The organism is Pseudomonas oryzagri, from assembly GCF_020831405.1.
Taxonomy (GTDB): Bacteria; Pseudomonadota; Gammaproteobacteria; order Pseudomonadales; family Pseudomonadaceae; genus Geopseudomonas; species Geopseudomonas oryzagri.
In genome coordinates this window covers 1-4,960 of sequence record NZ_JAJHPU010000006.1, presented here as the reverse complement: position 1 = coordinate 4,960, position 4,960 = coordinate 1, and the positions used below count along the sequence as shown (strand labels likewise).

5 protein-coding genes are annotated in these 4,960 nt (G+C 61.4%); 4 read left to right on the top strand and 1 reads right to left on the bottom strand.

Going from position 1 to position 4,960, the window contains the following annotated elements:
* Positions 1 to 334 precede the first annotated feature (334 nt).
* Together LMJ29_RS01890 and rarD are read left to right on the top strand one after the other, a co-directional pair.
* The gene (locus LMJ29_RS01890; protein ID WP_229603482.1) at positions 335 to 1,276 is read left to right on the top strand and encodes a LysR family transcriptional regulator; all 942 of its coding nucleotides are present in this window, start codon (positions 335 to 337) and stop codon (positions 1,274 to 1,276) included.
* A gap of 37 nt (positions 1,277 to 1,313) precedes the next feature.
* On the top strand, positions 1,314 to 2,321 hold the full coding sequence (rarD, locus tag LMJ29_RS01885; protein ID WP_229603479.1) for an EamA family transporter RarD: 1,008 nt from the start codon (positions 1,314 to 1,316) through the stop codon (positions 2,319 to 2,321).
* Here rarD and LMJ29_RS01880 read toward each other — a convergent pair.
* Positions 2,312 to 3,085 (bottom strand): AraC family transcriptional regulator, encoded by a 774-nt coding sequence (locus LMJ29_RS01880; RefSeq protein WP_229603476.1) that lies wholly within the window; start codon positions 3,083 to 3,085, stop codon positions 2,312 to 2,314. The genes rarD and LMJ29_RS01880 overlap by 10 nt on opposite strands.
* A 124-nt stretch (positions 3,086 to 3,209) precedes the next feature.
* Between LMJ29_RS01880 and LMJ29_RS01875 the strand changes: the two genes are divergently transcribed.
* Together LMJ29_RS01875 and LMJ29_RS01870 are read left to right on the top strand one after the other, a co-directional pair.
* Entirely contained in the window at positions 3,210 to 4,454 is a 1,245-nt protein-coding gene (locus tag LMJ29_RS01875) for an MFS transporter (protein ID WP_229603473.1), read from the top strand.
* Positions 4,455 to 4,477: 23 nt separating this feature from the next.
* Positions 4,478 to 4,822, top strand: a complete 345-nt coding sequence (locus tag LMJ29_RS01870) for an antibiotic biosynthesis monooxygenase family protein (protein WP_229603470.1) — start codon at positions 4,478 to 4,480, stop codon at positions 4,820 to 4,822.
* The last annotated feature ends 138 nt before the right edge of the window (positions 4,823 to 4,960 follow it).

Genomic DNA, 4,960 nt, shown 5'->3' with positions numbered 1-4,960 from the left:
GAATTTGTGACAGCTCTGGCAGCTCGATCAGCGCTGGATGGCGGTTGTGTATAACGCCGAGCGCTCGGCGTGGGAACGCAGCTAGTGACGCTCTGCGTCACAGCAGCGGACGGAGCGTCCAGTGAGAAACTTCCACGCGAAGCTTTGGAGCAATCACAACTACCGATAGCAGCCGCCCATAGCGCACGTCCAGATACCAGCAGCGGCCAACAGCGACCACCCGTCCCACCAGAACTGCTGCACCAAATGCAGTAATGAAATGCACGCAACCTGAATTGTTGACTAATTGCGGGGGCTCCATACTGCATCCAGAACCCCGCATCGGTGTGCACTCATGCCTTCAGATCCCCTTATCGACATCCAGCACAGCGACGAGATCGCGGCACTGCTTGCCGTCGCCAGGGAGGGATCGTTCATTGCAGCCGGACGCCGATTGCAGCGCGACCCTTCGGTGATCTCGAAACGGGTTGCCGCCATGGAGGCTCGTCTGGGCGTCCGGCTGATTGAGCGGACGACCCGACAAGTGCGCATCACCCAGGTCGGCACTCAGCTGGTTGATCGGCTGCATCACGCGTTGGCCACCATTGCCGAGGCGCAGCAGGAGGCTACGCAGGGTGCCGCCGAGCCTAGAGGCATACTGCGCCTCGCACTGCCCGCCGCGATGGGACGGCTGTGGATCGGGCCAATGCTGCCCGACTTTCTCAAAGCCAATCCGCAGGTGTCGGTGGTGGCCGACTACAGTGATCGCTTCGTCGACATCATCGCCGAGGGCTATGACGCCGCGATCCGTATCGGTGAGCTGAGCGACAACCGCTTGATCGCCCGGAAGCTGAGCGAGCACCATCGCATCCTTTGCGCGTCTCCGGAATACCTTGCCGCGCATGGTGCACCCGGCACGCCGGAAGAACTTAGCGATCACAACTGCTTGCGTTTAAGTGGCCTCGCGTCCTTTCCCGAATGGCGTCTTTACAAAGGAAACCTCCGGCGGAAGGTGATAACCCAAGGCTCCCTGACCTCGAATGACGGCGAGTCGCTACTCGCTGCTGCCCGTGCCGGCCTGGGAATTCTTGGTGCTGGCGAATGGCTGATGAGCCGCGACCTCGAAGCTGGCCGGCTGGTACGCGTGCTGCCGGACTGGCTGCTGGATGGCGAGGAAGGTGGGGTGTACCTGATGCGCCCATCGGCCAGGTTCTCTCCCGCTACAACCCTCGCATTCAAGGACTGGATCGAGAGCAGGTTTGCCGGTGGTCCGCCCTGGTCACCTCGCCAGCCCTGACCGCCATCCCATAACCCGACTTCTCCCGGAGGCCTTTGTGTTCAAAGGTATCGCCCTATCCGTCGCCTCGTCCTGCGCGTTCGCCGGTCTCTATTACTACGCCACGCTGCTCAAACCACTCAGCGGCGAGGAGATCTTTGGCTTGCGCATGCTGCTCACCCTGCCGTGCGTGACGCTGTTTCTGCTGCTGGGCCGCGAGTGGCAGCCGGTCAGGGAAATTTTCATCCGCATCCGCCGGCGTCCCAGCCTGCTGCTTGGCGTGATGTGCAGCAGTGCGTTGCTCGGTGTCCAGCAATGGCTATTCCTCTGGGCTCCTATCAATGGCCGTGGCCTGCAGGTTTCCCTGGGGTACTTCCTGCTTCCGCTCACCATGTTGATGGTGGGGGTGGTCTTCTATCGGGAGCGGCTCACCGGGTTGCAGAAGGCCGCTGGTGCCTGCGCGCTCCTGGGGGTCGCTCACGAGTTGATTAAAGTGGGGGGGTTCTCGTGGGAAGTGTGGTTGGTGGCATTGGGCTTTCCGGCCTACTTCGTGCTACGTCGCAAGCTCGACACGGCAAATCTGGGCGGGCTCTGGTTCGACATGCTTTTCACGCTGCCCTTTGCCTGCTGGTTCGTGCTGGGGCAGCAGACAACGCTCGCGCAGTTCGAACAGGCGCCCAGGCTGTACATGTTGGTGATCTTCCTGGCAGTGATCAGCGCAGCGGCTTTCATGGCGTACACCACTGCCAGCCGTCTCCTGCCATTCAGCCTGTTCGGTCTGCTGGGCTATGTGGAGCCCGTTCTGCTGGTGGCAGCCGCACTGCTCATCGGCGAACGAATCGCACCCCACGAGTGGCTGACGTACATACCGATCTGGCTTGCAGTGGGACTGCTGGTGCTGGAAGGCCTACGGCATGTGCGGGGCAGAACCAGCCCCGAGAGTAAGGGGCGGGAGGAGGCTGACTGCTCGCTGCAGCCAGCGCCGCTCCGCGTCGTAGAAGCGGACGTGGAGCGTCCATTGAGAAGTTCCCACGCAGAGCGTGGGAGCGATCACAACTACCGGTAAAACCCCGACGGCGACACCCCAAAATGCCGTCTGAACATCGCGGAAAACGCGCTCTGGCTTGAGTAGCCGCAATTGAGGGCAACCTCGATGCCTTTCCTGCCTTCGGCAAGCTCTCTGAGCGCGGACAGTAACCTGGCCTGCTCACGCCATTGCGAGAAAGTCATCCCTGTCTCTTGAGAGAACAGTCGGTGCAGTGTTCTTTCGCCCATGCCTATCGCTTCAGCCCATTCCTTCGCGCTCGAACGGCCCGCCGGTTGCTCGATGAGCGATTGGCACAGCGTCGTCAGTCGCGGGTCGCTCGGCATCGGTAAATGCAGAGGGACGGCACTTGAAGCTTTCACCTCGTCGATGAGCAAGCCGACGAGTCGCTCGTCTCTGGGGCTGATCGCGCTGTGCAAGGGGATGCGAACGGCTTCCACCAGCAGCTCGCGCAGAAGCGGGGAAACATTGATGACGCAGGTTTGCCGAGGAAGGTTGGGGGTCGCGCTGGCATCGATGTAGGCGGTGCGTATCTCCACCTCACCGGACATCGTGACGCTGTGACGAATACCGGCCACCATCCAGAGCGCGCGGCTCGGGGGAACCACCCAGGTTCCTGCATCCGATTGAACGATCATCACGCCCTTGATCGCGTAGAGGAGCTGTCCTCGCGGATGCGAGTGCCAGCCGATCGAGGTGCCGGCGGGGCAGGTTTTCTCCATGGCCACCAACAACCGCGGCAGGTTGTGGAAGTCGTGGTGATCTTTGGGGTCTTGGATTGGCATGGCAGAAACTCTACAGCTTTCGGCAGATTGGCGGGAGACGGCCTATCGAGCCATTCCTACACTGAACGCTCGCCGGTGCCTCGCACGCACCTTCAGTCAGCAACCTGCGTTCCGTGAATAGCCTATGACGACCCAGACAGCAGCCTCCGAAAAAACGCTTATATCGCCTGGGCCCTCGGCGCTAGAGCATCCGAAAGCTACCTTTTTCGCGGGTATCGTGGGTACGGCCGCGTTCGCGCACCTGCTGAACGATCTGATCCAGGCGACGCTGCCTGCCATCTTTCCGCTGCTGAAGACGCAGTTTTCGCTCAGCTTCAGCGAAATCGGCCTGATTGCGCTGACCTACCAGGTGACGGCTTCCCTGTTGCAGCCGTGGATCGGTTTCTACACCGACAAGCATCCCCAGCCGTACCTGCTGCCCTCCGGGATGTTCGTGACGTTGCTGGGCATCATGCTGCTGGCCACGGCCGGCAGCTTTCCCATGCTGCTGGTAGCCGCTGCGATGCTTGGCATCGGGTCTGCCACCTTCCATCCCGAAGCCTCACGGGTGACGCGGATGGCCTCCGGAGGCCGGTTCGGAACCGCCCAGTCCACCTTCCAGGTCGGTGGCAATGCCGGCACGGCGATTGGTCCGCTGCTCGCCGCCGCCATCGTCATCCCCAATGGTCAGTCCGCGGTAGCCTGGTTCATGGTCGCGGCACTCCTCGCCATTGCCGTGCTGTTCTACCTCACCCGATGGGCCTTCACGCACGGGCATGCCCAGTTGAAAGGGCTGGCGCGTCACCAGATGGAAGGGCTCAGCCGCGCGGGTGTCATTCAGGCCGTTGCGGTCATCTGCATCCTGATATTCGCGAAGTTCATCTATATCGCGTCCATCGCCAACTACTTCACTTTCTACTTGATCGAGCGATTCGGGCTTGGCGTCCAGGAGAGCCAGATCTTCCTGTTCGTGTTCCTGGCTTCCGTGGCCATCGGTACCTTCTCTGGCGGCCCGCTCGGTGATCGCATCGGCAGAAAGGCCGTCATCTGGATCTCGTTCCTGGGCGTCGCTCCGTTCGCGCTGGCCTTGCCATACGTCAATCTGTTCTGGACGGCCGTTCTCGCCAGCATAATCGGCCTGGTGATGTCCTCGGCGTTCTCGGCTCTGGTCGTCTACGCCCAGGAAGCCGTGCCGGGCCGCGTTGGCCTGGTGTCCGGTTTGATGTTCGGTCTGATGTTCGGCATTAGCGGTATCGGTGCCGCTGGCCTCGGACAGTTGGCGGATGCCTATGGGATTGTCTGGGTCTACGGCGTTATCTCCTTCCTGCCGCTCCTCGGCCTGGCAACCGCCTTCCTCCCGAACACCCACAAGCAAATGCGGCAACGCTGACGCAACTGACAAGGGGAAAATGGATGATTGCCGTGATATTCGAAGTTTGGCCGGCAGAGAATCAAGCGGGTAACTATCTCGACATCGCCGCTTCGCTTCGGCCGGAGTTGGAAAAGATCGATGGCTTCATTTCCATCGAGCGTTTCGAGAGCCTGAGTACCAAGGGGAAATATCTGTCCCTCTCGTTCTGGAGGAATGAGGAGGCTGTTCGTGTGTGGCGCAATCGGGAGGAGCACCGCCACGCCCAGGGCGAGGGGCGCCACGGGGTATTCGCAAACTACCGACTGCGCGTGGCTTCGGTGGTACGGGACTATGGCTTGAACGAGCGTGACCAGGCGCCGAAAGATAGTCTCGGGGTCCACGGTTAGCCTTCCGGGCTTTGCTGCTCTTTTGATCGTTCCCACGTCGAGGCGTCGAACCGTCCGCGTGGGAACGCAGCCAGTGACGCTCTGCGTCACAGAAGCGGACGCGGAGCGTCCAGTGAGGAGCTCCCACGCAGAGCGCTC

What these genes read in the sequence shown, in the direction of transcription:
- LMJ29_RS01875 (WP_229603473.1), top strand. Translation starts at nt 3,210, where the DNA reads ATGACGACCCAGACAGCAGCCTCCGAAAAAACGCTTATATCGCCTGGG.
- LMJ29_RS01890 (WP_229603482.1), top strand. Translation starts at nt 335, where the DNA reads ATGCCTTCAGATCCCCTTATCGACATCCAGCACAGCGACGAGATCGCG.
- LMJ29_RS01870 (WP_229603470.1), top strand. Translation starts at nt 4,478, where the DNA reads ATGATTGCCGTGATATTCGAAGTTTGGCCGGCAGAGAATCAAGCGGGT.
- LMJ29_RS01880 (WP_229603476.1), bottom strand. Translation starts at nt 3,085, where the DNA reads ATGCCAATCCAAGACCCCAAAGATCACCACGACTTCCACAACCTGCCG.